This is a genomic window from Actinomadura sp. NPDC023710 (assembly GCF_040639875.1).
Lineage (GTDB): Bacteria > Actinomycetota > Actinomycetes > Streptosporangiales > Streptosporangiaceae > Spirillospora > Spirillospora citrea.
This window is the reverse complement of sequence record NZ_JBFAGB010000009.1, coordinates 180,006-205,822: the sequence shown is the minus strand read 5'-3', so window position 1 is coordinate 205,822 and position 25,817 is coordinate 180,006. Positions and strand designations below refer to the sequence as shown.

The 25,817-nt window shown below is 72.8% G+C and carries 20 protein-coding genes; 10 read left to right on the top strand and 10 right to left on the bottom strand.

Translation table 11 applies throughout. The annotated features are described in order from the left end of the window. Positions 1 to 5: 5 nt before the first annotated feature. The gene (locus tag AB0H37_RS13260; protein WP_360612638.1) at positions 6 to 878 is read right to left on the bottom strand and encodes a crotonase/enoyl-CoA hydratase family protein; all 873 of its coding nucleotides are present in this window, start codon (positions 876 to 878) and stop codon (positions 6 to 8) included. Positions 879 to 933: 55 nt separating this feature from the next. Then, entirely contained in the window at positions 934 to 1,299 is a 366-nt protein-coding gene (locus tag AB0H37_RS13255; protein ID WP_360612636.1) for a hypothetical protein, read from the bottom strand. A 45-nt stretch (positions 1,300 to 1,344) separates the two neighbouring features. Between AB0H37_RS13255 and AB0H37_RS13250 the strand changes: the two genes are divergently transcribed. Together AB0H37_RS13250 and AB0H37_RS13245 are read left to right on the top strand one after the other, a co-directional pair. Next, the gene (locus tag AB0H37_RS13250; RefSeq protein WP_179832906.1) at positions 1,345 to 2,151 is read left to right on the top strand and encodes a class I SAM-dependent methyltransferase; all 807 of its coding nucleotides are present in this window, start codon (positions 1,345 to 1,347) and stop codon (positions 2,149 to 2,151) included. 22 nt (positions 2,152 to 2,173) lie between these two features. Beyond that, a complete protein-coding gene (locus AB0H37_RS13245; RefSeq protein ID WP_179832905.1) occupies positions 2,174 to 2,824 on the top strand; it encodes a hypothetical protein in 651 nt (216 codons plus the stop codon). A gap of 12 nt (positions 2,825 to 2,836) precedes the next feature. On the opposite strand, the gene AB0H37_RS13240 is transcribed toward AB0H37_RS13245, so the two are convergent. Beyond that, positions 2,837 to 4,759, bottom strand: a complete 1,923-nt coding sequence (locus AB0H37_RS13240; RefSeq protein WP_360612634.1) for a TNT domain-containing protein — start codon at positions 4,757 to 4,759, stop codon at positions 2,837 to 2,839. 125 nt (positions 4,760 to 4,884) lie between these two features. On the opposite strand from AB0H37_RS13240, the gene AB0H37_RS13235 reads away from it, so the two are divergent. Continuing rightward, positions 4,885 to 6,054, top strand: coding sequence for an alpha/beta fold hydrolase (locus AB0H37_RS13235; protein ID WP_329094583.1), 1,170 nt, complete (start codon positions 4,885 to 4,887; stop codon positions 6,052 to 6,054). On the opposite strand, the gene AB0H37_RS13230 is transcribed toward AB0H37_RS13235, so the two are convergent. Further along, entirely contained in the window at positions 6,038 to 6,994 is a 957-nt protein-coding gene (locus AB0H37_RS13230) for a zinc-binding dehydrogenase (protein ID WP_360612632.1), read from the bottom strand. The two genes, AB0H37_RS13235 and AB0H37_RS13230, sit on opposite strands and share 17 nt — an antisense overlap. A 155-nt stretch (positions 6,995 to 7,149) precedes the next feature. On the opposite strand from AB0H37_RS13230, the gene AB0H37_RS13225 reads away from it, so the two are divergent. Then, positions 7,150 to 7,728 carry a hypothetical protein gene (locus AB0H37_RS13225; protein ID WP_360612630.1) on the top strand — a complete coding sequence of 193 codons (579 nt, stop codon included), beginning with the start codon at positions 7,150 to 7,152 and terminating at the stop codon, positions 7,726 to 7,728. A gap of 20 nt (positions 7,729 to 7,748) precedes the next feature. After that, positions 7,749 to 8,519, top strand: a complete 771-nt coding sequence (locus tag AB0H37_RS13220; protein WP_360612628.1) for a hypothetical protein — start codon at positions 7,749 to 7,751, stop codon at positions 8,517 to 8,519. Positions 8,520 to 8,547: 28 nt separating this feature from the next. Here the strand turns inward: AB0H37_RS13220 and AB0H37_RS13215 are convergent, their stop codons facing one another. From AB0H37_RS13215 to AB0H37_RS13200, 4 genes are all read right to left on the bottom strand, one after another. After that, positions 8,548 to 8,979, bottom strand: a complete 432-nt coding sequence (locus AB0H37_RS13215) for a hypothetical protein (RefSeq protein ID WP_360612626.1) — start codon at positions 8,977 to 8,979, stop codon at positions 8,548 to 8,550. 207 nt (positions 8,980 to 9,186) lie between these two features. After that, positions 9,187 to 14,034, bottom strand: coding sequence for a cation-translocating P-type ATPase (locus tag AB0H37_RS13210; RefSeq protein ID WP_360612624.1), 4,848 nt, complete (start codon positions 14,032 to 14,034; stop codon positions 9,187 to 9,189). A gap of 197 nt (positions 14,035 to 14,231) precedes the next feature. Beyond that, entirely contained in the window at positions 14,232 to 14,900 is a 669-nt protein-coding gene (locus tag AB0H37_RS13205; RefSeq protein WP_360612622.1) for a YoaK family protein, read from the bottom strand. A 515-nt stretch (positions 14,901 to 15,415) separates the two neighbouring features. Then, positions 15,416 to 15,796 (bottom strand): ATP-binding protein, encoded by a 381-nt coding sequence (locus AB0H37_RS13200; protein ID WP_360612620.1) that lies wholly within the window; start codon positions 15,794 to 15,796, stop codon positions 15,416 to 15,418. Positions 15,797 to 15,927: 131 nt separating this feature from the next. On the opposite strand from AB0H37_RS13200, the gene AB0H37_RS13195 reads away from it, so the two are divergent. The 5 genes from AB0H37_RS13195 to AB0H37_RS13175 all read left to right on the top strand — a co-directional run bounded on the left by AB0H37_RS13195 (position 15,928) and on the right by AB0H37_RS13175 (position 23,390). After that, positions 15,928 to 16,710, top strand: coding sequence for a helix-turn-helix transcriptional regulator (locus tag AB0H37_RS13195; RefSeq protein WP_360612619.1), 783 nt, complete (start codon positions 15,928 to 15,930; stop codon positions 16,708 to 16,710). Then, on the top strand, positions 16,701 to 16,877 hold the full coding sequence (locus AB0H37_RS13190) for a DUF397 domain-containing protein (protein ID WP_360612617.1): 177 nt from the start codon (positions 16,701 to 16,703) through the stop codon (positions 16,875 to 16,877). Before AB0H37_RS13195 ends, AB0H37_RS13190 begins: the two co-directional genes overlap by 10 nt. A 129-nt stretch (positions 16,878 to 17,006) precedes the next feature. Next, positions 17,007 to 17,174, top strand: a complete 168-nt coding sequence (locus AB0H37_RS13185) for a DUF397 domain-containing protein (RefSeq protein ID WP_360612615.1) — start codon at positions 17,007 to 17,009, stop codon at positions 17,172 to 17,174. 508 nt (positions 17,175 to 17,682) lie between these two features. Then, positions 17,683 to 19,026: an erythromycin esterase family protein gene (locus tag AB0H37_RS13180; RefSeq protein ID WP_360612614.1), complete on the top strand. Its 1,344-nt coding sequence runs from the start codon at positions 17,683 to 17,685 to the stop codon at positions 19,024 to 19,026. A gap of 311 nt (positions 19,027 to 19,337) precedes the next feature. Continuing rightward, entirely contained in the window at positions 19,338 to 23,390 is a 4,053-nt protein-coding gene (locus AB0H37_RS13175) for a hypothetical protein (RefSeq protein WP_360612612.1), read from the top strand. A 27-nt stretch (positions 23,391 to 23,417) separates the two neighbouring features. On the opposite strand, the gene AB0H37_RS13170 is transcribed toward AB0H37_RS13175, so the two are convergent. Both AB0H37_RS13170 and AB0H37_RS13165 read right to left on the bottom strand, forming a co-directional pair. Further along, positions 23,418 to 24,671 carry a serine hydrolase domain-containing protein gene (locus AB0H37_RS13170; RefSeq protein WP_360612610.1) on the bottom strand — a complete coding sequence of 418 codons (1,254 nt, stop codon included), beginning with the start codon at positions 24,669 to 24,671 and terminating at the stop codon, positions 23,418 to 23,420. 13 nt (positions 24,672 to 24,684) lie between these two features. Then, positions 24,685 to 25,671 carry an endonuclease/exonuclease/phosphatase family protein gene (locus AB0H37_RS13165; protein ID WP_360612712.1) on the bottom strand — a complete coding sequence of 329 codons (987 nt, stop codon included), beginning with the start codon at positions 25,669 to 25,671 and terminating at the stop codon, positions 24,685 to 24,687. Between the last annotated feature and the right edge of the window lie 146 nt (positions 25,672 to 25,817).

The following is a 25,817-nucleotide window of genomic DNA, read 5'->3' as shown; positions in this document are numbered from 1 at the left end:
CGTCCTCAGCGGACGGGCCAGTCGGGGACTTCGGGCGGCAGGTCCTTGCTGACGCGCAGTGGGAAGGCGGCGTCGCGCTTCTCCAGGAAGGACGAGACGCCCTCGACGGCGTCGGCGGCGGCGCCGAGCGAGGCCATGAGGCGGGAGTCGGCGATGTGCGCGTCCCAGGGGGACGGTGCGGACAGGCCGGACCACATGAGGCGCCGGATCGCGGCGACCGAGACGGCGGAGGTGTTGTCGGCGATCTCGCGCGCCAGCGCGTACGCGGCGGGGAGGAGTTCGCCGGGCGCGTGGACGCGGGAGACGAGGCGGCCGGCGAGGGCCTCCTGCGCGTCGAAGATCCGGCCGGTGGCGGCCCACTCCATGGCCTGCGCGATGCCGACCAGGCGCGGCAGGAACCAGCTGGACGCGGCCTCGGTGACGATCCCGCGCCGCGCGAACACGAAGCCGAACCTGGCCTTCTCGCTGGCGAGCCGGACGTCCATCGGGAGGGTCATGGTCACGCCCACGCCGACGGCCGCGCCGTTGAACGCGCCGATGACGGGCTTGAGGCAGCGGGCGATGCGGAGCGCCACCGTCCCGCCGCCGTCGCGCGGGGTGCCGTCCTCCAGGACGTCGTCCTCCCCCGCGAACATGTCCTTGGACCTGTCCTTGTCGAAGGTGTCGCCGCCGCCGCTCAGGTCGGCGCCCGCGCAGAACGCGCGGCCCGCGCCGGTCACCACGACCGCGCGCACGTCGTCGTCGGCGTCGATCCGGTCGAAGACGTCGAGCATCTCGTTGCGCATCACGAACGTGTAGGCGTTCATCTTCTGCGGCCGGTTGAGCGTGACCGTGGCGATCCCGTCCCGAACCTCGTACTCGATCTCTGCGTACGGCACCCTGCGCACCCTTCTCCAGACCGGCTGTCAGAATCCGATTCTAGGAAGGGGCCCGTCAGGCGCGGGCTTCGGGGAACATCCGGAGCAGGACGTCCCGGCGCCACTCGGCGAGGTCGCGTCCCGGCGGCGGGACGGGCGCCAGCGTGCCGCCGTCCGCCGGTGTGAGACGGATCTCGACGCCGGGCGCCAGTGTGAGACGGATCTCCACTCCGGGCGCCGGTTCGTCCGGGATCTCCCCGGTGGCGGCGAGGCGCTGCGCGAGCGCGGCGAGGACGCGCGCCCAGCCCTGCCCCAGATAGGGCGGAAGCCCGTCGGCGCGCAGTTCCGGGAGGCCCCTGGCGGACAGGCCGGAAGTGCGCAGGGTCAGGCCGTCCGGGCGCTCGGCCCCGACGACGCGGATCTCGGACGTGACGTCCGCCACGGCAACCCCATCTCACCATCGGTCGATGTCCGATAAATTGTGACAGTGAACTGGGCCGTGACGACGTACGACTCCGCCTTCGGGTATGTGTCCGCGCACGGTGCGCCCCTCGTCGACCTCCTCGACCCGCAGCCCGGCGAGAGGGTCATCGACCTCGGGTGCGGCACCGGCTCGTTCAGCGCGGAGATCGCCGAGCGGGGCGCCGAGGTGCTGGGCATCGACGGCAGCCCCGAGATGGTCGCGCAGGCGACCGCCATGCACACCGGGCTGTCGTTCATCGTCGGCGACGCCCACGACTTCACCGTCACCGAGTCCTTCGACGCGGTCGCCTCGAACGCGGCCCTGCACTGGATGACCCGCGACCCCGACGCGGTGATCGGGCGCGTGCACGCGGCGCTGCGTCCCGGCGGCCGTTTCGTCGGCGAGCTCGGCGGCGCGGGCAACTGCGCCGAGCTGATCGTCGCGATGCAGACGGCGTGGCGGGTGTTCGGCCTCGGCGAGCCCGAGCTGCCCTGGTACTTCCCGTCGCCGGCCGCGTACGCGACCAAGCTGGAGGAGGCCGGGTTCACGCTGCGGCTGCTGGAGCACGCCGAGCGCCCGACGCGGATGACCGAAGGCCCGAACGGCGCCGCCGACTGGGTCCGCGCGTACGCCTCCCGCGCGCTGGCCGACGTCCCGCCGGAGCTGGTGGACCCGCTGCTCGACCGCGTGAACGACCTCGCCGCGCCCGCGCTGCGCCGCGAGTCGGGGTGGGTCGCCGACTACGTGCGGCTGCGGTTCGCGGCCGTCCGGCGGTCGGACGGGGCCGCGCCGACGCCGTTCGGGCCGATGGCCGCCGACCTCCCGCTGTAGGCGCCGCCCTAAGGTGGGAGGCATGCTGCGGCTCCACGACCATCGGACGGGACGGACGGAGGCGCTGCCCGCCGGGCGCGGGCTGCGCGTCCAGGTCGTGGACGGCGGGTACCGCCGCGCGGTCGTCGCCGACCTGCTGCGGCGGGTCGCCGGACGGTCCGGGCGCCACGTCCGGGTCGTGAGCACGCCGGGCGCCGCGACGGGCCTGGACGACTACGGCGTCCAGGAGTTCGAGGTGCTGGACGACGTCCTCCCGGACGCCGACGTGTACGTCTCGGAGACGGCCGACAGGGACGCGCTGTGCATGGCCGTCCCGCAGGAGACCGGGACGTCGCCGGATCCGTACACCGCGCGCCTGGCGATGCTGGAGACCCCGTACCGGGAGCCTCTGGAGCTGTCGGCGGAGAAGCTGTCGGCGGCCGCGGAGCGGCTGGACGCGTGGCGCGGCAAGGTCGCCCAGTGGGCGACGTCCCCGGGACGCCCGATGAACCGCGCGTACGCGGCCGAGGCCGAGGCCGCGCTGGCCGACGACCTCGGCAGCCCCGCCGCGCTGGCCGTCCTGGACCGGCTCGCCGCCGACCCGGACGTCCCGCCGGGCGCGAAGCTGGAGACGTTCATCCACCTCGACCTGGTGCTGGCGCTCGGGCTGGTCGCCGCGATCGGCCAGGCCTGATCCGGGGCGCGCTCAGGCGTCCGGGATCTCGACGAGGCCGCCGTCGGCGAGCAGGTCGGTGACCGGCCGCCGGAACACGTGCGCCGTCCCGCCGCCCGGCTGCCCGAACCACGGGACGGCCGTTCCGGTCAGGGTCTCCATAGGCCGCTGCAGCCGGTAGACGCGGTACGGGCGGTCCCGCCACTCGGGCGGCAGCGACCGCTGCGGATACGGCGTGCGCGCCGCGTACGTCACGTTGCCGTCCGGGGCGCCGTAGCGGTCCACCTCCGTTCCCGCGGCCAGCTCCACGACATGGCGGTCGCGCAGGAGCGAGAGCGGCGGCTCACCCTTGAGCGGCGCGAACGGCCCGTCCTCGACGGTGTGGCGGGGGTCGAGCAGCAGCCGCCCGAGCAGGTGCGCGGACGCCTGCTCGGCGTCGTCGAAGACGGCCTCCTTGCGGCGCTCCCCGTCGCGCATCCGGAACACCGACCAGCGGCCCTGCCTCGACACCAGGCACCAGACGCCCTCGGCCACGTCGTCGAGGCAGCGCGCGTTGATGCGGTAGGAGGCGCGGTCGACGCGGAGCTGGTCGAGGCGGTGCTGGAGCGTCGCCGTCCAATCGGGCTCGGCTTCGGCCGGAACGCGTTCGGGCGCGGCGCGCCCGGTGACGGCGGCGTTCGCGGCGTTCATGGTGTCGTCGTCGACTTCGGGGACGCGGAACCCGTTGGCGATGATGTGCGCGACGAGGTCGGGCTCCGGCGGGACGCCGTGCTCGCTCAGGTAGTAGGCCACCGCACCCGACCACACCCACGTCCCGTCGGTGTGGAAGGTCAGCGGCACCGCCGAGCCGCGCGACGGGTCGAGCCGGTCGGGGGCGTTCGAGCGCGCGGCCATGACGGCCGGGGCCTGCCGCAGGTACTCGGCCACGCGCCCGGCCTGGTCCGGCGGGACGGGCGGGCGCGACACGGCGGGACGGCTCCCGTCCGGGCCCGCGTGGTCGAAGATCTTGGCCCGGCGCAGCCCCGACCCCGGCGGGGGCGGCGGCGTGCCGGCCACCGCCATCGGCCGGGGGCGCGGTCCGAGCCGGCGCGCCATCCAGTCCGGGACGTCCTCGCGCGGGAACCGCTCCAGCTCGCGCCGGACGTCGTCGGCGGACGGCTCCTCGTCCCAGCGCGGCTCGTCGTCGTGGGCGAAGCTCGCGCGGCAGCGCACGGCCCCGTCCTCGTACAGGACCTCGAAGTCGATCCGCGACCAGGTGGATCCCTGGAACGCGTGCGTCCCGGCGCGGAGCCGGTCGAGCAGCACGGCGGCGGCGGCGGGCGCCTCCCGGGACGTCCGGGCGCCGTCGGCGTGGTGGCACGTCATCGCGGAGAGCTCGGCATGCCCGCCGACCGCCTGGTAGTGCCCGCAGACCCGCTCCCACAGCGCGGGCGCGTGGTCGGCGATCAGGATCGCGAACCGGTTCGACAGCAGCTCCGTCCGCTCGACCGGGTTCATCGGCTCCGGGGCGGACGCGGGCGGCGCGGCGGGCTCGCGGCCCTCCAGCCGGTCGCGCAGCCAGCCCGGCACGTTCTCGCCGTCCCGCGGCATCACGGTCTGGTCGCGCCGCCAGTACTCCACCGGGATCGGCGGGTCCCACAGCGGGTCGAACTCGTGGTTGTAGAGCGGGCGCACCGAACCCGGCTCGATGATCATGGTCATCGAGAACCAGCTGCCCCGCTCGGGCCGGCACTGCGCGCGGCGCAGGTCCATCAGCAGGCCGGTCAGCTCCTCCGGGACGTCCTCGGCCGCCACGATCCCGCCTTCGCCCGTCAGCACCGTCAGCGCGACGTCGCTCGCGGCGACCGTCGCGGCGCAGTGCAGGTCGAGCCGCCGCCAGCCGGGCGGGGCCAGCCGCCGCGCGAACTCGGCGACCCGGCTCTCGAACTCCGCGACGCGGTCGTCCTGGCCCGTCACCGCGCGTCCCTCCGTCCCGATGGCTCCCCCTATGGCACCTGATCGGCAGGTTAACCGCACTAATCAATGTATTGCGCACCGCCCCGGGCGCTGGCGACGCTCGCGGGAGGCTACTTTCGTATGTCGTGTCCACCGCTGCACCAGCGTCGTCCGTCCCGGCGTCCCCCGGCCCGCCGCACCCCCGGCGTCGCCGCCGTGCCCGCCCGCTGATGTCGGCGGTCGTCACGATCACCGCACTGCTGTGCGCGCTCGTCGGCGGGGTCGGCTGGTACTTCGCCGGCGTCGCCATCGAGGTCGACCACTCCGCCGAGTACCCGCTGACCATCGAGGACATGGGGAACGGCACCGTCACGCTGCCCCGCGAGCCGGGGACGGAGCGGCCCGGCGCGTGGGCCCTGGTCTGGAAGGGCGGGCGCGCCCTGCTCGGGCCCGTCGTCGGCGGGAACGACGAGCACGTCGTCCGGAAGGTGTCCCCCGTGGAGGGCGCCCTGGTGAAGGACGCCCCGGCGATGATCGACCACTGGATGTACGACGGCGACCCCAAGACGGCGCTCGGGCTGCCGTTCCAGGACGTCTCATATCCGTCCGAGGTCGGGCCCATGCCCGCATGGCTCGTCCCGGGGACGTCCCCCAAGAGCACCTGGGTCATCGGCGTCCACGGGCGCAACGCCGACAAGGCCGAGACGTTCCGCGTGATGCGCACCGTCCATGCGCTGGGCATGCCGATGCTGTCCATCGCCTACCGCAACGACGTGGGCGCACCCCCTTCGCAGGACCGCCGCAACCATCTGGGCGACAAGGAGTGGCACGACGTCGTCTCCGCCATGGGCTACGCACGCGCCCACGGCGCGACGGGCGTCGTCCTGTACGGATGGTCGATGGGCGGTGCGATGGCGATGACGACGTTGCAGCGGGACCCGTCGTTCGTGCGCGGGGTCGTGCTGGACTCCCCCGTCCTGGACTGGAACGCCACCCTGGACAAGCAGGCCGACGCCCGCCACCTGCCCGGCTTCATGACGGACATCGCCAAGCGCGTCCTGCAGTGGCGCATCGGCATCGACCTGACCGACTTCGACATGCGCCGGTTCGCGCCCCACCTGCGGACGCCGGTCCTCATGTTCACCACCGAGGACGACGCCACCGTCGCCAACGCCCCCGCCTTCGCCTTCGCCCGGAAGGCGCCGCCCGGCACGGTCACCCACATCCCCACGCCGGGCGACCACACCGAGTCCTGGAACGTCGACCCCGCCGCCTACGAGCGTTCGCTGGTCGCGTTCCTCAGGAGGGTGGGCTGACCTCCAGGAGCGTCTTGCCGACGGTCCCGCGCGACTCGATCGCGGCGTGCGCCCCGGCGGCGTCGTCGAGCGGGAAGCGCTGCCCGATCACCGGCTCGATCCGTCCGGCCGCCGCCTCGCGCAGCGCGTGCCGCGTGAACTCCCGCAACTCCTCCGGCGTGGCCGCGGGCCGGACGAGCGTGACGCCCCGCTCCCGGGCGTCCTCCTCGGGGATGCTCGCCCACTCCCCGCTCGCAAGCCCGAAGCTGACCATGCGGCCGCCCTGCCTGAGCAGGCCGAACGCCTCACGGGCCACGTCCCCGCCCACACCGTCGAACACGACGTCCACCGGCCCGGCCTTCTCCGCCCAGCCCGGCTCGCCGTAGTCGACGGCCTCGTCCGCCCCCAACCTCATGACCAGCTCGGTCTTCCGCGCACCTCGCGCGGCCGCGACGACCGTCGCCCCCTGCGCCTTCGCGAGCTGGACGAGGAGCGTCCCGACCCCACCGGCCGCCGCCTCCACCAGGACGCGTTCGCCTTCGCGGGGCCGGGCCGCGCGCGTCATCATCGTCGCGGTGCGCCCGTCGGCCAGCAGGGCGACCGCGTGGTCGAGCGCCAGGCCGTCCGGCACCTCGAACAGGCCCTCGGCGTCCACGGCGGCCTTCTCCGCGTAGCCGCCGGTGCCGCCGGTACTGCTGACGACACGCCGTCCGACGAGCGTCCCGTCCACCCCGTCCCCGACCGCCGTGACCACGCCGCCGACCCCGTTGCCCGGGATCACCGGCGGCTCCAGCCGCACCGGCATCGGACCGGTGCCCGACCGCATCTGCGTCTCCACGAACGTGATGTTGGCGAACTCGACCTCGACCAGCGCCCGGCCCCCACCCGGCACCGGATCGGGCGCGTCCCCCGCGACCAGCACCTCCGGCCCGCCGAACTTCCTCAACCACACAGCACGCATGTCCGACTCCTCCCATCAGCGCGTTCACCAGGAGCCTGGTACCTCAAGCAAGGTCGAGGTCAAGCGGTCGCAACGAATCCCTTTTCTCGCCCCACGCATCTCTGTAAGCTTTCGCGCGTATTCGGCCCGTTGTCTGCTGCCGCTCAGGGATGGCGATGCGCACCCGGTTGGTACGTTCCTCCCCTCTGGGGTCTCGCCGCGCCGCCTGCCTGTCGGCCGTCCTCGCCGTGTGCACGGCCGCCGGATGCGGCTCGTCCGGCGGCGGCGAACTGGCCCCCAACGGCCGGTTCGACACCGGCGGCACCCCGGCCGCCGCCGGCGTGCCCACCGCGATCCCGACGGAGCAGCTCTTCACGACGGTCCTTGCCCGCTACCGCGCCTATCAGGCCGCGTACCAGGCCGCCTACGAGAAGAACGACCCCGCCGGCCTCACCGACGTCGCCATGGACCCCCTCCTCACCGAGGTCACCGACGACGTCGAGGCCACCAAGGCCAAGGGCCAGATCTGGCGCTTCACGAAGACCCTGAACCCCCGGGTCTACGCGGCCTCCAAGGACCGCACGAAGGTCTACCTGATCGACTGCGTCAACACCGTCGCGGGCTACCGCTTCTCCGCCAAGACGGGCAAGCGGACGGGCGGAGGCAAGGGCGGCGCCTACCTCTACCGGTACACCGTCCAGTACGACGGCGGTTCCTGGAAGGTCGCCGCTTCCGTCCGGGACCGCACATGCTGACATCCCCCAGAGGACACGCGATGTCTCACACCCCCACACGGCACCGCGCGGCGTCAGGCATCACCGTGGCGGCGGCCCTCCTGTCCACCCTCGTGGCCCCGGCCCAGGCCCTCGCCGACGGATGCGGCGGCGCGAACAAGGGTCTCGACTGCAACCTGTCCGGCGTGACCGGCGGACGCGGAGGCGGGGGCGGAGGCGGGACGGGTGGAGGCGGGACGGGCGGCGTCAGCGGCCCGGTGGCTCCACCCGCCCCCGAAGGCCTGACCGACAACCAGGCCGTGGACGGCGTCGACGGCCCCGGAGGCAACGCGCCGCCCGCGGCCGCGCCGCCCGACACCTGGACGCTGGTGCAGCAGGCCAGGGCCTCGGCGCAGTTCCCCGTGCCGACCGTCCACACGGCCCCCAAGGGCAAGACCTTCGTCCGGCTGCGGACGTCCCTGTGGGTGGACGGCTTCGCCGTCGTCCAGACCCAGCCGATCACGGTGGGCGCCCAGACCGTCCAGGCGACGGCGAACCCGTCGTCCGTCACCTGGAACCTCGGCGAGACACAGATCGTCTGCCAGGACGCGGGCAGCAAGGACGGAAAGACCTGCGGCTACACCTACAGGCGCGCCTCGGCCGGCCAGCCGGGCGGCGCCTGGCAGATCACCGCCACCATCACCTGGAAGATCACCTGGACCTGCCAGGGCGCCGACTGCGACGCCGCCGGCGGCGCCCTCGACGACCAGACCATGACCTCCCAGCCGACCCCCCTGGTCGTCAGCGAGATCCAGACCAACACCGGCGGCTGACCCGCTCGCACCCGCTTCTCGGCTCCTTCTACTGGCGGCGGCGCCCTGTCTGCTCATGCTGCCGCTCACTGGAGCGGCCTGCTCGCTTCGCGACGGCGACCCCGACCCCGATCGCCGCGGCCACCGGCCATTCCACGACACCGAACGCCGCCAGGGCGCCCAGCCCCGCGTAGTAGGCCAGCCGGCCCGGCGGCGCGAAGAACGAGGTCACGGCCTTACCGGCCGTCATCATCTCGTCGCCGCTCACCGGAAGAGTCGGCGTCGGCACGTTGACCCTGTGGACGGTGACGTGCGGGGTGACAAGAGGAACGGCGACCGTCCGATGCGCCGTTCCGGTGCCCTCCTTCGACGTGGGGCGCTTCGTGGTGGAAGCTCGGCCCTTGGTCTGGGACCGCTCCTTTTGCGGGGCCCGGCCACGGGTGGTCGTGGGCCTGGTCTTGGTCTTTCCGGTCGCTGCCATATCGGCCTCCTGGAAAAGGGCTGGGCCTCTCATGGTCCGGAGATGGGGCTGCAGTCCGCGTGTCCGTTGAGGTCGGCTACCCGCGACACCAGCGCCGCAATCAGCACGTTGCGGTCCGTTTACGGGGGTTTAAGGATTCTTCTCCGTCGCGTCCAGCGGCCTCAACGGTGCCCAGGCCAAGCGGCCAGGTCCTCGGCGGCTGACGCTTCACCGGGATCCGGACGGCCTCGCCGGACCCGGCCCGGAAGCGGAAGGCAGCAGCCTTGGGGCGACGGCGGCCCCCAGGGTCGCGGCCGCCGCCGCGATCGTGACGATCGTCCAGGCTCCGGGGCCGAGAGGGGTGCAGCCGAAGAACTGGCTGATGCCCGGTGTTTCGACCACGGCGAACAGGGCTGCGGCCGAGACGGCGCAGGTGGCGAGGACCAGGGGTCTGTTCCAGCGGGAGATGAGCGTTTGGCCGAGTTGGGCGCAGACCAGGGCGGCCAGGCCCATGGTGGAGGCCCGGCGGCGTCCTCCGGGGATGAGGCCGGTGAGGCGGCCCGCCTGCCAGGAGGCCAGGGCCGCCGCTGCGGTGGCGGCGCCGCGCACGGCCAGCACCTGTTGCATGTCCTGGCCGGTGAACCCGCGTACCGGCGCGGCGCCGAGTGGTGCCCAGGGGTCGGGTCCGGGGTCGGCGGGGGTGATGGCGACGGCGAGCGACGGCAGCATGTCGGTGAACAGGTTCACCAGGAGCAGTTGCCGGGTGCTCAGCGGGGCGTTGCCGTCCAGCGCCGTCCCCAGGGTGGTGAAGGCCACTTCCCCGGCGTTGCCGCCCACCAGGATCGCGGCGGCGTCCCGGACGCTGTTCCACAGGGCGCGGCCCTCGCGCAGCGCGTCGAGGATGAGTGTGGTGTCGGGCGCGGTCAGGACGAGGTCCGCGGCGTTGCGGGCCGCGCCGGAGCCGCGCCCGGCGACGGCGATGCCGACGTCGGCGCGGCGGATGGCCGCGGCGTCGTTCGTCCCGTCGCCGGTCATCGCGACCACCCGCCCGGCTCGGCGCAGGTCCTTGATGATCCGTACCTTCTGGGCCGGGGTGACACGGGCGTAGACCGTCGCGCGCTGGACGGCCTCGACACGCTCGGCGGCGGACAGAGTGTCGAGTTCGGCACCGGTGACGACATCGTGTGCGTCGGGGATGCCGAGTTCGGCGGCGACGGCGACGGCGGTGTCCGGGTGGTCGCCGGTGATCATGGTGACCTGCACGCCCGCCTCACAGAGCCGCCGTACCGCCTCCTCGGCGGTGGGACGCGGAGTGTCGGCGATGCCGATGAAACCGAGCAGGGCGAGGTCCTCGACGTGCTCGGTGATCTCACCGCGCGCTCCGGCGGCGTCGGGGACGTTCCGTTCGGCGATGGCGAGCACGCGCAGGCCCTGTCCCGCCAGCCGGCGGACGGTCGCGGCGGCGGCGCGGCGCCGGGCGGCGGTGAGCGGCTTGTCCCGCCCACCCTTGGGCCCGCCGTGGACCCGGCTGCATTTGGCCAGGAGCACTTCGGGAGCGCCCTTGACGGCGATGACCGCTCGGTCGTCGTCGTGCCCGAGCGAGGCGGAGAACCCCCGGGTGGTCTCGAAGGGCAGTTCCTCTTCCAGGCGCCACCGGCTGTCGGGTGGCAGGTTCTCCGCGCGCTCCAGGACGGCCCGGTCGGTGGCGTGGGGGGCCTGCCCGCCGCCCGGCGGCGGGCAGGCCCGCGCGGCGACCCGCAGGATGCCCCGGCCGCCCTCCCCGGTCAGGGGCAGCGGACGGGTGGAACCGGACGCGCGGACCACGCGGAGCCGGCCCTCGGTGAGGGTGCCGGTCTTGTCGAAGCACAGGGTGTCCACCCGGCCGAGGGCCTCCAGCGCCCGGGTGGAGCGGACCAGCACCCCCAGGCGTGACAGCCGCCGCGCCGCGGCCAGCTGGGAGATGGTGGCGACCAGGGGCAGCCCCTCGGGGACGGCGGCCACGGCGACCGCGACGCCGGAGCCGAGGCCGCGGCGCAGGGGCCGGCCGCGCAGCATCCCGAGCAGGGTGACGGCCGCGCCGCCCAGAACCGTGGCGGGCAGGGCCCGGTGGGTGAGCTCGGCCAGGTGGGCCTGCATGCTGGAGGAGACGTCCGCGGCGCCGGCGAGGGCCGCGGCCCGTCCTGCCTCGGTGGCCTCGGCAGTGGCGACGACGACGGCCACCGCTTCGCCTGCCACAACGGTGGTGCCCTCGTAGACCATGCAGTGCCGGTCGGCGGGGTCGGGGCCCGGGGAAGGCTCGACGCTCTTGTCGACGGGCACCGACTCACCGGTGAGTGCGGCCTCGTCCACCTCCAGCGATTCGGCCCAGAGCAGCCGGGCGTCCGCGGGGACGACGTCCTCCGAACGCAGCAGGATCACGTCTCCGGTGTGCAGGCGGTCGGCCGTGACCCGGTCGCTCTCTGCGGTCCGCAGCCGCGCGAAGTCCCTCTCACCCGCCGTCTCCCCTGCTTGCCCCTCCACGACCGCCTGCGCGTCGACGCGCAGGCGGCGGGCGTGGATCCGTTGTGTCAGCAGCAGCTCGCCCAGAGCCTTCTCCGCCCGCATGCGCTGGGCGCCGCCGACGAGGGCGTTGCCCGCCACGACCCCGGCGACGAGCAGCGCGTCGACGCTGGAGCCGACCACCGCCGAAGCCGCCGCCCCGAGTGCGAGGACGGGAGTCAGCGGGTCGGCGAGTTCCTGCCGCACGGCCGCGGCGATACGCAACCCCGTGCCGGCGGGCCCGGCCACGGCCCGGCGCAGGAGCGGCACCTTCCCGAGTGCGGCCTGCGTTTCCGCGCCGTTCCCGGCTGCGCGCTCGGCGGCGATGCGCGACAGCCGCCGCCACGCCGCCTCGGCGGTGAGGGCGTGCCAGTCGTCCCGGACGATGGGCAGCGGCAGCGGGCGGTGGTTCAGCCGCCGGGCGCTCACCGCGTTGACCGCCATCGCCGACAACGAGGCCGCGTGCACGGGGGGCACGTCGTGCCAGGACCCGACCACGCGGCGCAGCCCCACTCGACCGGCGCGGCGCCGGCGCGGCCTCCCCGCGATCAGCAGCGCACCCAGCGCGGACGCGCTCAGCGACAACTGTGCGGCACGCTCACTGGCACGCCGCGCCGACCGGACCGCCACCAGCAGCCGCCACGCCTCCGCCAGGCCCGGACCGCACAGCAGGTCGGCGCGCCAGTCGATCGGACGATCATCGCGCAGCACACCGATCCCCACGTCGGCCGCATCGAGCGCCTGGTCCTGCCCGCATGCGACGGCCAGAACCCCATGGCCGTCGCGCTGCAGGTCACCCACGCACCGCACCAGCCGGTCCGCGGCCACCGCGGAGTCATCGCCCCAGGCCAACAGCTCACGGGTGCTGGCATGCTCGGTCAGGACCACCACGTCGGCCGCCTCATGCGCCGCCGAGAGCAGGGCCTCCGCCAGGGGGTCGAGCGAGGATCCGACCCACACCCGGCCGCACCGTCCTCGTTGCTCGTCGAGTAGGTCCAGCGTGACGCCGCACGGGTCGGCGGGGCCGCCGGACGGTGCGTCGGCCGCCCGCTCCAGCCGGCACCCCGCCGCCTCCCGACCGCCCTCGGGCCTCCCCCGCCACGGCCCGGGCCCTTCCAGGTCATCGCGACCGTACCCGGCCAGCAACGCGCTCGCGGCACGCCACACGCCCGCGTCGTCCAGCACGTCACCGGTGGCGACCGCCGACAGCAGCCGCAGCTCCCCATCGCACAGCACGGCGGAGTCGATCACCACCGCGCTGACCCGGTCCAGCCGCCGCAGCGCCCCCGGGTCCAGCTGCACCACGCCCCGCCGCGCAAGGTCATGTGCCAGCACCGCCGCGAACGCCTCCCGCCCGTGCCGTGCCGCCTTCGGCACGGTCGCCAGCAGCAGGTCGGCGACGGCGGACACATCGCGCGTGCCCACCAGAACCCCGGCAGCTCCGATGAGGTGACCCAGCGACGTACGGTCCGCGGCCTTCTCCACCGGCCCGTCCGGAAGCGGGCAAGGACGCTGGGCGCGGCGGCCCCAGTCTTGCGGCCGGCCGCCCGCCAGCCGCGGCTCGCGGGCATCCCACACCTGGCGTCGCGCCTGGATCTCGTAGAGCTGAAAGACCCGGTGGGCGGCGTCAACGGCCACCGGGACGAGCCCCTGCCCGGCCCCGTGCACGACGGCACTGGCCACACCGAGCAGAGCGTCGGCGCGCGGCGCGCCCAGCCGCCGCTCCAGGCCCGCCCGCACCCTGGGCATGGAGTCCGCCACCGACACCGCCGCCACCACCGGCCTCGGCACCGGCGGAAGGAACAGCAGCCGCCCGGCCAGCGCTCCAGCGGCGCCCGCGCAGTCGGCCGCCAGGGCGGACATCGCCGCCGTCCACGCCATCTCGTCGTCCGGTCGACGCGCGTGCGCGGCCTCGTCGAACCGGGCGGCCCCGTGCGCCTCCTCCACGTCCTCGACCGTCGACACCAGGGTGTCGAGGTCCACCGCGCCCTCCGCGTACGCCACCAGGACGTGACCGGTGACCGCGTTGACCTCCGCCAGGTCCACGCCTTCCAGACTCAGAAGCGCATCCCTCAGCGCCTTGGTGTATCGCCGTTGCCGCCTCCCGCCGCCCGCCAGGCCGTTGGCCCGGATGTGCGCCCGCCCACCCCGCGCCCACACCCGGCGGCCGGACTCCCCCGCGGCCAACGCGACCACCGCACCGGACACCCGGGTCGCACGGTCGAACCCCGCCTCCGCCACCGCTCGGACCGTAGAGGCCACGCCCGGCCGGCCGTCCTTCTGGTCCGGCGCTTCCCCGCTCTTTCGCCGGCCTTCAGCGGCTTTCCCGTCCTCGGCGCCCCCGCGCAGGACAGCCGCCCCCCGCCTCCCGACCTCATGGACGGTCCCCGTGGCGACGCGGGCGGTGGTCCCCACGCCGACCGCGGCCGCCCGTGTCCCCGCCACCGCACCGCTGACGGCCAGCGTCGAAGCCATGTCCACCGCCGCGAACGGCACGGCGAGCACCGCCTTGGCAACCGACATCCCCGCGATGCCCACCACACGCTCCCTCAGCCCTCGAAGAACCGGGACCGATCACCTCATCCGCCGCCTGCCGCCGAGTACCCGCAACAAGAGCCCACAAACAGCCAAAGCCCCTGCTCAGCCCGTTTCGGAGCCTCACCGGGCAACCGACTGACCATCCGGGCCGCCGACCGCCGGTCAGCACCGGAGCACGGCCGGGACGGGCCGCATGGTCATCCGCTCCTCGGTTTTCTCGCGGCGGCTCCCAGTCCCGTCATCGCCGCAGCGCACAGGCAGATCGTGGTGAACGACCAGAGGCCGGTAACGGTCGCGCCGACGATGGCGCCGATCATGTACAACAGCCAGACCAGGGCGAGCAGCCTCGAACCGCGTCGCCGATGGGAGTTCTCACTGCTTCCGGCGAACAACCGGGTCACCGTGCTGGTGACCACCGTGGTGGGGACCCCGTTGATGCCGAGCCGCATACCGTGCGTGCTTTGGACGCCCATCGCGGCCGCCGCCAACCCCACACGTGCCCAGTTCGGGCCGGGCACAGCCGCCGCGACCAGCAAGAGCGACTCGGCGCCCACGAGGGGCCATACTGCGGTCACGCGTCCGAGAATGCGTGAATCGAGCCATCCCGCGGCCGCCACGCCGACACAGAACGCCGCGAGTGACGTCAGCGGTTCGCTCACGCCGCGATTCGGGCCGGGCAGGGCGTCGTCGAGCGGGAGGCGTTCGGCGATCCCGATGGCCAGCAGCACGCAGTTGCCCGTTTGGTTGGCGACGAACACGCCGCCCAGCGCGAGGTAGGCGGCGGCGTCCACCAGCCCCGCCACAGTCGTCAGGACCAGGGCCAGTCCGACGGGGCCGATCTCCGGAAGACAACGCTTGCGACGCATGGGTTCAGTCTCACCACCGATCGATGGCCGACACGGGGTGTCGCAGCGAAGGTCCTGAGTCCGGCTGAGCCGGTCAGGTCCCGGGGGATCTCCGCTGGAGTCCGCGGTGGGAGCGCAGGGCCGAGACCGTGGTGCGGTCCAGGGCGATGATGCGGACGTACGAGGCGGTCTTCAAGCGGTGACACCAACGCGCCTTCCCCGCCGCTTCCGCATCGCGGCACGCGCTGCTCTCAGGACACCGCCGCGCCCCCATCGACCGCACCCTGGCCCAAGCGTTCGGCTTGGCGCCGCCAGCCGCGTTCTGCGGGCGGGTGACGCTCCGTCCGCGCCTACCCGGACTCGTTCCTTTGCCAAGCGGGACGGAAATGGGGGCTCGCCGTTCATCGCCGCTTCCAGGAGGCTCAGGGAAGACGAACGGATGAGAACGGGCCCTTTCGCCTGCCACATGCCATGGCTCAGCGAGATTTCCCAGGACGAGTAACGTTCGCGTAGAGAGACCAGTGCGTCGGCCTCGTTCATGACGTGCTTTCAGGGAGGAGCGCCCACACGGCCTTTCCGCCGCCTCCGAGTGGCTGCGTGCCCCATTCCTTGGCGAGGACGTCCAGCATCGCCAGCCCGCGTCCACCCTCACTCAGCAGGTTCGCCGAGCCCGCCACTGGCAGGGTGTTGGAAGAGTCGAACACCTCCACGACCGTTCCCTTGTCCGCCTGGACGACCCGCACGGTCGTGGTCGCGCTCCTGGTGTGCTGCAAGACGTTCGTCACCAGTTCCGACACCACGACCTTCGCCACATAGACGTCCTGTCCCCACGTCCCCAGGACGGCCTCGACCCAGTCCCGAGCCACCTTTACCGACTCGGCCCGAACCGGCACCACGATCTCCGCGGGGCACTCCATGAACGATCACCTCCGATTTCCGGTAACTCCCCGCACAGAATCCACTCCAAGGCGTAACGTCACTACGAAAGGACGACAACACACGCACGCCGGTTTCAGAGGGTGTGAGCCGGTACCAGGAGGTGTCTCACATGGCTGCACGCAAGCCGACCCGTCAGACGATCGCCTTCGGCCAGGAAGTCATCCGCCTTCGCCAGGAAAAGGGCCTATCCCGGCTCGAACTGGCAGAACGGGCTACGGTAAGCCGCAGTTACATCGCCCAGGTGGAGAACGGGACCACCCGGTGCCGCCGGGACTTCACCTTACGTCTCGACAACGCCCTCGGCACCGAGACCACCCTCACCGACACCTGGGACGACATACTCAAGTCCTCCGCTCACCCAAAATTCTTCACCGACTTTCCGAACGCAGAAGCTTCGGCCGCGTTTCTCCGAGCTTTCGAGAACACGCTTGTCTATGGGCTTCTCCAGAACGAGGCGTATGTCAGAGCGCTACTCGTCGACGATGCCGCAGTGACAGCACGCCTGCGCCGCCAGTCCATCTTGAGCGGTGATCGCTCACCCACCCTCTGTGTGGTGTTGGACGAAAGCGTGCTGTATCGGCTCGTCGGCAGCCCCGAAGTGATGCGCAGCCAGTGCGAACATCTTTCGGTCGTCTCCGATCTTGAGCACATCAAGCTCCAGATCGCGCCCATCGCCTACTACCCTGGCGTCCATGCACCCTTCACGCTGGCCACCCAGGAGAACGGTGATGAACTGGTGTATCTCTCGACTCTGAACGGAGGACATACTTCCAGCGATTCGGCCGATACACTCTACGCCAGCAAAGCTTTTGCCACCCTCCAGGCACATGCTCTCTCGGTGGCAGAATCTCGAAGCCTCATTCGAAAGGTCTTGAAGGAACGATGGAGCTGAGCTGGAGAAGGTCTAGCCACAGCGACAACCTCGGCGGCAACTGCGTGGAACTGGCGCTGCTCGGTGAGGACGTGGGCATCCGCGATTCCAAGGACCCGGAGGGACCGAAACTGGCCCTCGGCCCGACCGCGTTTCGTGCACTACTCAAGTATCTTAAGCAGCAGTAACGCGGTCTCGACGTCGTGGAGCCCCGGCCGCTCGCCGGGCTCCAGCACTTCACGTTTCAACATCACGTGCCTACGCTGAAGGCCAGAACCTGCGGTCACACGGAGGGACGTCCAGCAGTGGACCAGGCAATGTGGCGCAAGGCACAGCGAAGCAACGATCAAGGAGGGGCCTGCGTCGAACTCGCAGCCCTTCCGCAGGGCGTGGGCGTGCGGGACTCCCAGAACCCGAACGGACCGAAACTCCTCCTCGCCCCCGCGGCGTTCCGCGCACTGCTCACGGATCTCAAGCAGCGATAACGCGGCTCGACGTCTTGGAGCCCCGGGCGAGTGGCCGGGGCTCTAAGGCGTTCACAGTCGCCACCAGGCGCCCACGCCAGATGCCGGGATACCGTGCGTCCGGCAGTCGTCCGTGACACGGTCCCGCCGCCGCCCGCACCGGCTGAGCGGCGCCCTTCACCATCCAGGTGGGCGCGACGCCGCCGGGGACGGCCGTTCATCCCGAGATCCCCGTACGGCTCAGCGGGCAGAGGGCACCGGCAAGGCGCGCTCGAACAGCACGAGCGGTGCCGACCTCCAGCCTTCTGGCCGCGCTCGGCGTGACCCTAGGAGGGCGTAGGAGTCCTCTGGGTGCCCCTGCCCAGCCCTTCTCCGGGCCGCCTCACCGCCTGACCCTGTGGCGCGTCGCGACGTGTGCCGCTTCAGGCGATCGGTGGTTCTACGCCGCCGGGCGTAGCCGACATGACGCCCCTGAGGGGACGTGGCCCGCGGAACCAGCGAGCCACGATGACGGCCGAAAGGAGAAGTGATGAAGCGATTTGGACGGAATGCACAGGCGTCACTGCTACTGGCGGCCGGCATCGGAACCGCGGTCGCGGGCGCGCCCGCCGTGAGCGCCGCGCCCCGCACGGAGCCGGTCACCGAGCCGGTCACCGAGCCGGTCACCGAGTGGGTCGGGCACAACGCCGCGGCACTGGGCACCATCGACCCGGCGGGGCCCCTGGACGACCAGGCGCCGCTGCTGCGGTCGGTTCGCGGCGCCACCGTCGTCGGCCTCGGCGAGTCGGTGCACGGCACCCGCGAGGAGACGCGGCTCAAGCACCGCGCACTGCGGCTCCTGGTCGAGCGGCTCGGCTTCCGGTCCGTCGCCTGGGAGGAGAACTGGACGACGGGCGTCCAGATCGACCGGTACATCCGTACGGGCGAAGGGGATCTGGAGGCACTGATGCAGCAGATGCTTCCCCAGTACCAGACCGGCGAGGTCGCCGATGTGCTGCGCTGGCTCCACGACTTCAACGCGGGCCGGGCCGACAAGGTGCGCTTCGTCGGGGTGGAGTACTTCCTCACCGGCCCGTCGGCCTACGACGCCGTCCATGCCCATGTCGCCGCGACCGCTCCGGAGCGCCTGGCCGAACTCCGGGGCCACCTGCGGGTCCTTCGCCCACCGAGTGCGGACATGTGGAAGTACGTCACTGAATACATGCAGGTGGCGAACAAGCAGCCGTACATCCGCCACGCCCGCCGACTGCACGACCTGGTCGAAGGGCTGCCGCACCGGCCGGGAGACCGAGCGCACGCCCTGGCCGTGCACAACGCCCGGCAGATCCTGTGGTTCTACGAGCACTACGGCCTTCCCGAGGCCGACCAGCACGGCTACAGGGACGCCCGCGCGGCGCGGAACCTGCAATGGTGGCGCGGATTCAGCGGCGACAAGATCGCTTACTGGTCGGCCGGCGCGCACACCGCCGACGCCCCGCGGATGCGCATCGTCGGGCCTCCCGGCCCGGACATGCGCTTCGCCAGCGCCGGTTCGTATCTGCGCCGCTGGTACGGCCCGCGCTACCGGTCGATCGGCTTCACCTTCGACCACGGGACGGTGAGCCTGGGCGGCGGCAAGACCGTGCCCATGCCGCGTCCCGCTCCGAACTGGTTCGAGAACCCCTTCGGCGGCGTCCGCACCGCGCAGTTCACCCTTGACCTGCGCGCACCGGCGCCCCCGCCGGTCCGCACGTGGCTGGACGCTCCGGTCCAGACCCGGGGCCTCGCCCACACCGGCCCCGGCTCGTACATGACCGGCGGCACCCTGCGGCAGTGGTTCGACGTGATCGTCCACCGCCAGGAGGTCACCCCCGCCACAGCGATCACGTCATAGGCCCCGTACCGAATAGCCCCGGCACCGAGCCGGCACCCGGCGAGGGTCGGCACTTCTCGGCCTCGTCGGCGAGGACGCAGGCGACCGACCGCAGTCCGCCGTAACGCGGCGCAGGCAGCCTGGGCCGGCCCCGGACCGTCACGGAACGAAGACTTTCTCAGGGCCGGCTCAGGGTGGCGCGTCGTTTCGAGCGGACACGGCAGGAGGCTCCGACGCAGACCTGAGAGTGGCGGCTCCGGCTTCGGTGGCCGGTGTCGGTGATCATGCGTACCCTGGCCCGTCAAGATCGAGATGGGGAGGCTGCGGCGTACATGGGGTGGCGGATCGAGGCCGGCGGATACACGGCGGAGCTGACGGACGATCTGGAGATCGTCTACCGCAATCCCAGGGGGCGGAAGCTCAAGCAGCTTCCCGAACAGATGCAGGGCGCGCCGGGCCTGGCCGCGATGTTCCTGGTGCGGCGGTACCTGAAGCGCCACGAGGAGCAGTGCGACGAAGCGGCACGCTCGTGGGCGGCTCAGGGGGTGAGCGTTCCACGCGTGTTGGCGGATGCCGACCCGTTCTGGGCGGAGGCACTCGACGCGGCGGGTGTCACGCTCACCACCGAGCCGGTCGAAGGCGGGCTGTGCGCGCGGACCTACGTCGGCCCTGACGACCGCAGGCTCACCCAGGTGCTTCGCGAGCCGGCCGTCCGCTACCGCGACCTGCTGATGGCGGTGGACGGGTGGGAGCCGGAGGGCCTGTTCGAGACCGGCCTGCACGACCCCTACGGCGACGTGGTCCCCTTCCCCGAGCACATCATCGCGGAGCACCCCGACGCGGAGCGGCTCGCGGTGGAGAAGGTCCACACCCTGGAGGTCCGGACCGGTCGCTGGCGCTACTTCTACAAGCCGTCCGTGGAGGAGATCCTGGCGGGCCTGGAGGAGTCCGCGCCCGCGCTTTTGATCTCCCTCCTGGACGCGGTGGCCGATGCCGCCCTCGACCACGATGAGCCGGACCTGGCCTCCGCCTGGTTCGGCCGCGCACGCAAGCTCGAACGGACGCTGGCGCACCGTCCCGACCCGGAGTGGCTGGCCGGGCGCTACGAAGAGCACGCGCACGTGCTGTCCGCGACGGTCCTGCGGGCCTGGGCACGCGACCTGGGCGCCAGGGACGCGGCCACGCCGGAGGGCCTTGCCCGCTTCCGCGAGGTGGCGGTGTGGCGGGTCGAAGCCGGCGGCGGCGTCTATCCGCAGCTCGCCGCCGACCTCCGGAAGATCGCCAAGGCCGCCGGGCTGGACCCCGAGGAGGAGCTCGCGGCGTTCCTGCGGCCGGTCTTCGCGGCGGGCGAGGTGTTGCTGGGCGACGAGGCGTTCTGGACCGACGCGTTGAAGGGCCGTGCCATGGACCTGGTGTCCGGGCATGAGGCGGCGCGGCGGGTCCTGGACCTGCGTCCGAAATGGCCGACGCACGGACCGCTGTGGCTGAAGCTGCTCGACCGCAGCGGCGCCCTGGCGATGCTGACCGGGGACGCCCCCGGCCTCCAGCCCGGAGACGCCGCCGCCTGGCTGGTCGACTGCGTGCAGGGACACGATCACTGGAGGGACCCGGTCGGCGAGCTCTACGAGGTGGCCGAGCGGATCGGCCCGCGGCTCGCGGCCGACGGGGTGCCGGTGGCGTTCCGCTTCTGGCGGCTCGACGAGACCGGCCGCAGGAGGACGCCCCTGGACATGATCGACATGCTGCTGGAGCAGGGCGTCCCCGTCGCCGACCCGCCGGAGCGCCTCGGCCCCGCGTTCCTGCCCGACCTGGTGGTCGCCCGCCGCCCCGGACTGCGGCACGTCCTGGCGGACGAGCGGTTCGCGCGGGAACTGCGCGCCCGGGCGCGGGGCGACCTCGACATGACCGTCGGGGACAGCGCGTCCAACACCTGGTACGAGCCGCACGAGACCAAGGGGTGGGGCAGGCTCCCGGGGCCGTTCGACAACCCGATCGGCCACGAGGAGGTGCGCGCGTGGTGCGCCCGCGAGCGCGCCCGGCTGCGCGAGGGCGTCGACCTGTACGGGCTGCGGATGCTGCTCGCCCGGTTCGTGCACGTGGGCGCGGCGGTGGACCTGCTCCTCAAGGACGCCGAGGCGGCGCGCGAGTTCGCGGCGGTGGACGTCATGGCGCTGCTCATGGCCGACCTGCCGGACGAGTTCACCCGCGAGCGCGTCGACGGGCTGGTGAAGCTCCTGGTGCCCCACTACATCAACCGCTCGGTGTCGGGGCCGAACTTCGTGGCCCTCTCCGAGGCGCTGCCGGAGCTGAAGGAGCAGGACAGGGCCGCCTTCGACAGGGTCGCGTTCTCGCTGGTCACGGCGGTCAACTGCCGGGTGGGCCTGGAGCGCCTCGTCCGCCGCCTCACTCCGGGGGACGAACCGGAGGCCGAGCCCCGGACGCAGAGCGCCGACCCGGTCGTGCGGCAGTGCGGCTGGCTCATGGACCTGGCGGGCTCCGGCACGCCCGTCTGGGACGGTGACCTGAGCACACCGAGCGCCCGGCTGGACGGCAACGTGGTCGGCCTGGAGTTCCGGCAGAACCACGCCAACACCGCCGCGTACACCGGCGCCCTGTCAAGGTCGAGGCCGAGTCCGCACCAGATGCCGGCCGCCTACGCGACCTATCCCTTCGTGTCGGGCGAGCCGGGCCGCTGGCGGGTGGTGCGCTGCGAACTGCCCGAGGACACGGAGCGCGGCATGGTCTCCCCCGGGACGGCGTTCCGCACGGCCACGTCCGTCGCCCTGGTGGTGGGCGTCGACTATCAGGTGCCCCTCGAACGGGTGCTCCTGGAGTACGCCCCCGAAGGAGAGTTCGCCGAGGAGGGGCCGCTGGCGACGGCCGGGGCGGGCCTGCTCGACGCCTGCGTGCTGGAGCCGGTGCGCTCCGCCGACTGGTTCGCGCGGTTCGACGAACTCTGGCGCGAACGGGACCGTCCTCCGGTGACCCCTGAACTGGCGGCCGTGTTCGCGGAGAAGACGGGGCTGTCGGAGGCCGAGGCGGCCGTTGTCCTCCAGGGGGCGCTCCTGTCCGCGCCGTACCAACTGGCCCCGGACGATCCCGTCCGGCTCGTCCACCCCGGTTCCAGGCCGTCCCGCTGGACGCGGTGGAGCCCGGAGACGGACCGGGCGAGGGAGAGTCTCAGGGCCCTGCGACCGCCCGAGTTCTACACCAGGCTCTACGAACGCCTCCTGCCGGACGACCCGGAGGAGCTGTGGTCGTCGGGCCCGGCGGTGGACCGCGCGGCCGCGTGGTGCTCGCAGGAGGCGGGGGCCCCGTTCCCGCTGCCCAGCGGGCTCCTGCCCCGCGCGCTCAAGGAGATCACCCAGCCCAGGGGCGAGGCTCCGCTGCCACGCGCGCCCCGGGCGTCCCCCTGGGTGTGGCGAAGCGGCCGGCCGTCCCTGCGTCCGTGGGTGCTCATCGGCCGCGTCGCCGCCGGTGGGGACTGCCTCGCGGACGCCTCGGCCTTCTCCGGCGAGCCGGACCCGCTCGCCCTGCCGCGCGTCGCCGCCTGGCTCGCCTACCGGACCCCGGCCGGCGATCCGCTGCGTCCCGCGATCGGCGCCGCGATCTCCCGGCTGCGGGAGGCCGCGGGGCCGCGCACCCTGTTCTCGCTGCAGAGCAACCACCTGATGGGCGCCCCGCCGCCCACCGGCGTGCTCACCGGCCATCCGGCGGTGACGATCGTCGAGGACGACGACTTCAGCCTCAGCCACCTGCGGGTGGATCCGGCCGCGGTGAAGGGGCCGGACGACCCGCTGCTCGACACCCTCGACGACTACTACGACGCGACCCTGCCGTCCCAGGTGGTGCCCAGCGGCTCCGGGCTTCCCGCACTGGCGGACCTGCGTCTCCTGCTCAGCGACGACTTCGCCGCGCTCGGCGCGCACCTGGCCGCCGACGCGGACCTGGCGCCGGGCTGGGAGCAGCACCCGGCACGCTCGGTGCCGCACCTGGTGGAGGAATGCGCGGAGACCCACCGGCTGGGCGAGGACGCGGCGGCCCTCTACCTGATGCTTCTCGCCCTGCCCGACCCGTCCGACCGCAACGTGAAGGAATGGACCGGCTGGAAGCCCGCCCGGTTCAAGGCGGCGGTGGCCGAACTCGGCGGCTCGGGGCTCGTGCTGAACGCCACCCGGGCGCGTGCGGGACGCTCGCTGTTCGTGCACGGCGCGTGGCGGGAGTACAAGGCGCCGCGCCTGCCCATCGAGGTGCCGAAGATCCGCCTGCTGCCGCTGGCGGAGGAGCGCCGCTCCACGGCGAACATGGCCGTCGTCCCGTCCGGCCCCGTCCCCGTCCTCTTCGACCGCGCCTGGAAGAACGCGCGTCCCCACGGACTGCGGTAGACCCGCCCGCTCGCGTCGTGGGCCGGGTCAGCCGCCCGAGCCGGGGTCGGGTTCCGCGCCGGTGATGGCCTTCATCTCCTGGCCCATGACGTCCACCAGGGACCCGCCGTCGGAGTCGCGGTTGGTGAGGATGATGCCGACCCAGCCGCTGTAGGGGTAGATGCTCCAGTTGGCGCCGACACCGGGGTTGCCTCCGGCGCGCTGGTACATCCACTGGCCGTTGACGATGCTGATCGGGATCCCGTACGCGCCGAACGACGCCGGTCCGTGAGGGATCTTGGCCGAGGTGAGCACGTCGGCCCAGGGCCGGTCCAGCACCGTGCCGTCGCCCAGGGCGCGCGCGAACCGGACCAGATCCGGCGCGGTGGCGAAGCCGCCGTCCCCAGGGGCGTCGATGAAGGCGCGGCCCGGGTTCTTGCCGAGCACGTACGGGTTGGGGCTGCCCTTGTCCAGGTTGTGGAGGGCGTCCACCACGCTGCCGTCGGCCACCTTCATGTACGGGTGCGCGATGTGCCTGTCGGTCAGCCACTGCGGCCTGGTGTAGAAGCCCGAGCCGCTCATGCCGCAGCGCTCGAAGATGTTCTCCTGGACGTAGTCCCAGTACGCCATGCCGGCGACGGCCTCCACGATCAGCGCGGAGATGGTGACCTCCGGTTCCGCGTGGGCGGTGTTCGGAGTGCCCGGGACGCCCACCAGTTTCGCCTGCCGGGCGCGCTGCTCGTAGTAATCGTGCACCTCGTCGCGGCTCTGGAAGACGCGTTGCACGTCCTCATCCGGCCCGCCCAGTCCGGAGGTGCCGGACAGCAGGTGGTGGATGTTCACCTTCTCGGCGATGTCCTTGGCGAAGCCGGTCAGGTGGGCGCCCACCGTGTCCGTCAGGCGCAGCTTGCCCTGCTGGGCCAGTTGCAGCATGGCCACGGCGAAGAACGGCTTGCCCGCCGAGCTCAGGCTGAACGCCGTGCCCTCGTGGTTGCGGACCCCTTTCTCCTGGTCGGCCATGCCGTAGCTGCGGGACAGCACCGTCCGGCCCCGGTGCGACAGCAGCACCACACCGGAGAACTCGCCCGCGGCGGCCAACTGCGCCACGTACCGGTCGTAGGCTCCGCCGGGCCGGGTCTCCGGCGGGATCTCATCGCGCCCGGACGGACCGGCCGGGGGCGAGGCGGCGCGGCCGGTCCCGGCGCCCACCAGCGGCACACCGGCCGCCGCGCCGGCGGCGGCCAGGCCGCCCCAGGTGACCAGCCGCCGCCGGCCGATGCCACGTACAGAATCCGGGTCCATGCTCACGGTCCTTTCACCAGCTGATTCCGGCCGCTACCGGCAGGTGGTCGCTGCCGGTGGCGGGGAGCACCCACGAGCTTTCCGGCTTCACGCCGCGGACGAGGATCTGGTCGATCCGCGCCATCGGGAACGTCGCCGGCCAGCTGAAGCCGAAGCCGTCCCCGGCCTCGTCCTGGACCGAGCGAAGCCGCGAGGTGATGCCGGCGAGCGCGCGGTCGTCCTCGGTGCCGTTCAGGTCGCCGAGCAGCACCACCCGCTCGTTCCGTTCGGCGGCGACGGCCTCGGCGAGCGCCTGCGCGCCTCTGTCCCGGTGGGCCGTCCAGAAGCCCGCCCTGGGATTCACGCGCACGGACCCGAGGTGGGCCACGTACACCGCCAACGGCCCTTGTCCCGTGGCCACCGTCGTGCGAAACGCCCGGTTGTAGTGCATCTTGACTTCGGCCGGCTTGGACTCCCCCAGCGGCCCGGCGTCCGTCTTGATGTCGACCGGCCGGGTGCCCGACAGCGGCAGCCTGCTCCACAGCCCGACCGTGCCCTGCACCGTGTGGAACGGGTACGTCTTGGCCAGCTCCCTCTCGTACGTGCCCCTGACCTGCTCGGCCAGCTCCTCCAGTGCCAGCACGTCCGCGCCGGAGGCGGCCAGGTCGCGGGCGGTGCCGATCGGGTCGGGGTTGTCGGCACCGACGTTGTGACTGGCCAGGGTGAGGTCGCCGCCCGCGTGGGACTTGTCGCCGAGCAGCCCGCCGAAGAGGTTCAGCCACACCACGACCGGCAGCAGCAGCGCGGCCACCGCGGAGGCGGAGCGGCGCCACAGCGCCGCTGCCAGCAGCACCGGGACGAACAGGCCGAACCACGGCAGGAAGGTCTCCACCAGGCTGCCGAGGTTCCCGATCCGGTTCGGGATCTCCGCGTGCAGCAGCATGAGAAGGCCGAGCAGCAGCGCCGACGCGGCGAGCACCAGACCGCGCTTCCAGGGCCCCGGCCGGGAGCCGGCGCGGATCGCCCGGCGGACGCCCGCACGCCAGGTCCCGGCACCGGTGTGCCGGTGGTCGGTGCCGGCCTGTTCGGTCTCCACCGTGTCGACCTGCGCCACCGTCTGTGGTCGCTCACTACCGGTCACTGCTGCATCCTCGGACGGTCACGCCG

Excerpts from the sequence above, each read along its gene's own strand:
- AB0H37_RS13205 (WP_360612622.1), bottom strand. The coding sequence starts at position 14,900 with ATGCGTCGCAAGCGTTGTCTTCCGGAGATCGGCCCCGTCGGACTGGCC.
- AB0H37_RS13180 (WP_360612614.1), top strand. The coding sequence starts at position 17,683 with ATGAAGCGATTTGGACGGAATGCACAGGCGTCACTGCTACTGGCGGCC.
- AB0H37_RS13230 (WP_360612632.1), bottom strand. The coding sequence starts at position 6,994 with ATGCGTGCTGTGTGGTTGAGGAAGTTCGGCGGGCCGGAGGTGCTGGTC.
- AB0H37_RS13245 (WP_179832905.1), top strand. The coding sequence starts at position 2,174 with ATGCTGCGGCTCCACGACCATCGGACGGGACGGACGGAGGCGCTGCCC.
- AB0H37_RS13200 (WP_360612620.1), bottom strand. The coding sequence starts at position 15,796 with ATGGAGTGCCCCGCGGAGATCGTGGTGCCGGTTCGGGCCGAGTCGGTA.
- AB0H37_RS13185 (WP_360612615.1), top strand. The coding sequence starts at position 17,007 with ATGTGGCGCAAGGCACAGCGAAGCAACGATCAAGGAGGGGCCTGCGTC.
- AB0H37_RS13170 (WP_360612610.1), bottom strand. The coding sequence starts at position 24,671 with ATGGACCCGGATTCTGTACGTGGCATCGGCCGGCGGCGGCTGGTCACC.
- AB0H37_RS13215 (WP_360612626.1), bottom strand. The coding sequence starts at position 8,979 with ATGGCAGCGACCGGAAAGACCAAGACCAGGCCCACGACCACCCGTGGC.
- AB0H37_RS13195 (WP_360612619.1), top strand. The coding sequence starts at position 15,928 with ATGGCTGCACGCAAGCCGACCCGTCAGACGATCGCCTTCGGCCAGGAA.
- AB0H37_RS13190 (WP_360612617.1), top strand. The coding sequence starts at position 16,701 with ATGGAGCTGAGCTGGAGAAGGTCTAGCCACAGCGACAACCTCGGCGGC.
- AB0H37_RS13220 (WP_360612628.1), top strand. The coding sequence starts at position 7,749 with ATGTCTCACACCCCCACACGGCACCGCGCGGCGTCAGGCATCACCGTG.
- AB0H37_RS13175 (WP_360612612.1), top strand. The coding sequence starts at position 19,338 with ATGGGGTGGCGGATCGAGGCCGGCGGATACACGGCGGAGCTGACGGAC.
- AB0H37_RS13225 (WP_360612630.1), top strand. The coding sequence starts at position 7,150 with ATGCGCACCCGGTTGGTACGTTCCTCCCCTCTGGGGTCTCGCCGCGCC.